Below are 236 nucleotides of genomic sequence, written 5' to 3'. Positions count from 1 at the left end.
GCATTAGACGATGCGGGCTTTAGCTATAGCGCCGCAGCATATTGTGCAGATGCTACAGATCCAACGCCAAGCATAACAGGTTTAACAGGCGGAACCTTCTCAAGTACTGGAGGCTTATCACTTACAGCAGGAACAGGACTTATCGATGTATCGACCAGTACTCCGGGAACCTATACCGTAACTTATACCACAGCAGGAACCTGTCCAAACAGTAGTACCGCTAGCGTGACGATCAA

At 48.7% G+C, this 236-nt stretch carries 1 pseudogene; it reads left to right on the top strand.

Features of this window, described 5'->3' with window-relative positions:
- Positions 1-236, top strand: a pseudogene (locus EM932_RS20755) (T9SS type A sorting domain-containing protein); the annotation flags it as partial.

The organism is Flavivirga rizhaonensis (genome assembly GCF_004791695.1).
GTDB lineage: Bacteria > Bacteroidota > Bacteroidia > Flavobacteriales > Flavobacteriaceae > Flavivirga > Flavivirga rizhaonensis.
Note: the sequence above shows the minus strand (reverse complement) of the source record. Positions and strands in the feature narration are given on the sequence as shown.